The organism is Streptosporangium sp. NPDC003464 (assembly GCF_053588315.1).
The window spans coordinates 1-2,895 of record NZ_JBSFPS010000491.1; the positions used below are offsets into that span (position 1 = coordinate 1).

Genomic DNA, 2,895 nt, shown 5'->3' on the forward strand with positions numbered 1-2,895 from the left:
GACCCGTGGGGCTTCGGCAACTCCCTGGAGTGGGCGACCTCCTGCCCGCCGCCGCGGCACAACTTCACCTCGCTGCCGCGCATCCGCTCCGAGCGTCCGGCGTTCGACCTCAGATACCCCTACGCCTCGGCCCCGCGTGAGCTGCAGGAGGAGACCCGATGAAAGTCCAGGGTTGGTTGTTCATCCTCTGCGGAATCTTCTTCGCCGCAGTGGACGTCGTCTACTGGTTCTGGTCGAGGGAGCCGGTCGGCACGACGGCGATGGCCATCTCGGTGGGCTTCGCCTTCATGATCGGCTACTACCTGATGTACACGGCCCGCCGCATCGGCGACCAGCCGGAGGACAACAAGCAGGCCGAGATCAGCGACGGCGCCGGGGAGCTCGGCTTCTTCAGCCCGCACAGCTGGTGGCCGCTGTTCGTCTGCCTGGCCGTCTCGCTCGCCGCGGTCGGGCTGGTCATCGGCTGGTGGCTGTTCATCATCGGCGTCTTCGCGATCATCATGAGCATGATCGGGTTCGTCTTCGAGTACTACCGGGGTCACTTCTCGCACTGATCCCGGCCGATCTCCGCTGAGAGGCGGGCCACGGAATCTTCCGTGGCCCGCTTTTTTGCGTTTGTTGGCTGTTCATGAGGCATGCCGTACGTGGTGCTCCGCTTACTCCGGGTAATAACAGAATCAGTCGATCAGTCCGGGACGGGGGAATTCACGTGAGGCAGGCGATCCGCGGTTCGAGCCAGGGGGCCGGGCTGCTGGCCTTGGTGCTGGTGACCTCATGCTCGGCCGGCACCGGCACCGACGTACGGGGCGGACCGACCCCCGCGAGCCACGCCGACGCCACCGTCACCGTGCTGCCCATCGACAGGACCGGCAGGGTGCCGACCGACACCACCGTCCTGGTGGCCGCCCACGGGGGGACCCTGAAGAAGGTCACCGTGAAGGGCCGCGGCGGTCTCCTGCCGGGCACGCTGAGCGCCGACGGCACCCAGTGGCGCAGCCGGGGCACCGCGGCCCCCGGCACCTCCTACCAGGTCAGCGCCACCGCGGTGAACCCGGCCGGCAAGGTCACCCAGACCACCACCTCCTTCTCCACCGTCAAGGCCGACAAGACCTTCGCCATCGAGACCTTCGTCCCCAACAAGGACATGACAGGTCTCACCGTCGGCGTCGGCATGCCGGTGATGATCACTTTCGACCAGCCCATCACCGACCGCGTCTCGGTGGAGCGCAACCTGCTGGTCCACACCTCCAAACCGGTCTTCGGGGCGTGGCACTGGTTCGACGACAAGACGGTGCACTTCCGCCCCAAGGAGTTCTGGCCGGCCCACACCAAGGTCCGGGTCGAGGCCCGCCTGGCCGGCGTGCGCGGCGGCGAGGGCCTGTACGGCGCGCGGAACCAGCGCATCGAATTCAAGATCGGCCGTTCCCAGATCACCCGGGGGAGCACCGACTCCCACCACCTGACCGTCAGGCGCGACGGCAGGAGGGTCCGCGAGATGCCGATGAGCGCGGGCCAGGGCGGGACCTGGAAGTACTACACGACCAGCGGCATCCACCTGGCCATGTCCCGCGAGCCCGTCACCGTCATGACCTCGCCCGGGATCGGGCCCGGCCAGGCGGGCTACTACCAGATGACGGTCTACAACACCGTCCGCATCTCCAACAGCGGCGAATACGTCCACAGCGCCCCGTGGTCGGTGGGCTCGCAGGGCAACTCCAACGTCAGCCACGGCTGTGTCAACGTCAGCCCGGCGAACGCCAAGTGGTTCATCGACAACACCCTGATCGGCGACCCGATCATCATCACCGGCTCGCCCCGGGTACTGGAGCCCACCAACGGCTGGGGGCACTGGCAGGAGAACTGGAAGCAGTGGCTCAAGTGGAGCAGCGTCAAGCACTTCACCACCGAGGCCCGCTGACCGCGCCTGCGCGGGCCCCTGGGGGTGCCGTACGGCCCGCCCGCTCCCTGGACCGGGCGAGGGGCGGCACAGGCGTGAGGAGCCGTGAGAAGTCCCCAGGGCGGTCCTGGGAGAGTCCTGGGCCGTGCCGGTGGGACCGGAGGAGCAGGGCTCGGCCGGGGTGGCCGGGGTGGCCGGCGGGCGCGGTGAGGCGTGGAAGCCGCTGAGGAGGCCGTACGGCCCGCCCGACGGGACGTGGGTCCTGGGGGGAGGGGTTGGGGCGTAGGAGCACCTCAGGGGCCGTCTCGGGGACGCCGGGGACCGGTCCGGGAGGCGACGTGGGCCGTCGGGAGCCGCCCGCGGGAGCGCCGGGGGACCGTTCCGGGCGGCGCGGGCGACCCGTCCCGGGAAAGCGACAGGGCCCGGACACCGAGGTGTCCGGGCCCTGTCCGTAGCGGATCAGTGGCGGGTGAGGGACTTGTCTTCCTCGCCCGCGCCGATGGCCGCGTGCTCGTCGTGACCGTGGTCACCGTCGAGCGGGATCTTCTCGCCGCCGTAGGCATTGCTCATCTTGGCGCGGAGCTTGCCGAGCGGGCCGCGCATCCCCTTGGGCGGGATGCCGTCGCTGTCGACGTCGGTACCGGTGATCACCGGGATCGCCGACTTGCCCCGGACGTGGGCCTCGATGGCCTCGTTCGGCGGGACGTGGACCTCGATGTATTCACCCGAGGGCAGGCGCTTGATGACGCCGGACTCCACGCCGTGCCCGATGACCGCGGCGTCGCTGCGCTGCAGGCCCAGGCAGACCCGGTAGGTGATCATGTAGGCCACCGCCGGGCCGACGAAGATCAGCACCCGGCCGACGTAGGTCGTCCAGTTCAGCGAGACGTGGAAGAACGAGGCGATCTCGTCGTTGGCGCCCAGCAGCCACAGGATGCCGTAGAAGGTGACCGCCGACATGCCGATCGAGGTGCGGAGCGGGTTGTTGCGGGGACGCT

2 protein-coding genes and 1 pseudogene are annotated in these 2,895 nt (G+C 69.3%); 2 read left to right on the forward strand and 1 reads right to left on the reverse strand.

The window, feature by feature from the left end; all coding sequences use genetic code 11:
- Nucleotides 1–158: 158 nt before the first annotated feature.
- Both ACWDS7_RS47670 and ACWDS7_RS47675 read left to right on the forward strand, forming a co-directional pair.
- Complete coding sequence (locus tag ACWDS7_RS47670) at nt 159–554, forward strand: cytochrome c oxidase subunit 4 (protein ID WP_451934701.1); 396 nt, start codon at nt 159–161, stop codon at nt 552–554.
- 155 nt (nt 555–709) lie between these two features.
- Nucleotides 710–1,918 (forward strand): L,D-transpeptidase, encoded by a 1,209-nt coding sequence (locus ACWDS7_RS47675; RefSeq protein WP_306857588.1) that lies wholly within the window; start codon nt 710–712, stop codon nt 1,916–1,918.
- Nucleotides 1,919–2,356: 438 nt separating this feature from the next.
- Here the strand turns inward: ACWDS7_RS47675 and ACWDS7_RS47680 are convergent.
- Nucleotides 2,357–2,895 (reverse strand): annotated as a pseudogene (locus ACWDS7_RS47680) (ubiquinol-cytochrome c reductase cytochrome b subunit); the annotation flags it as partial.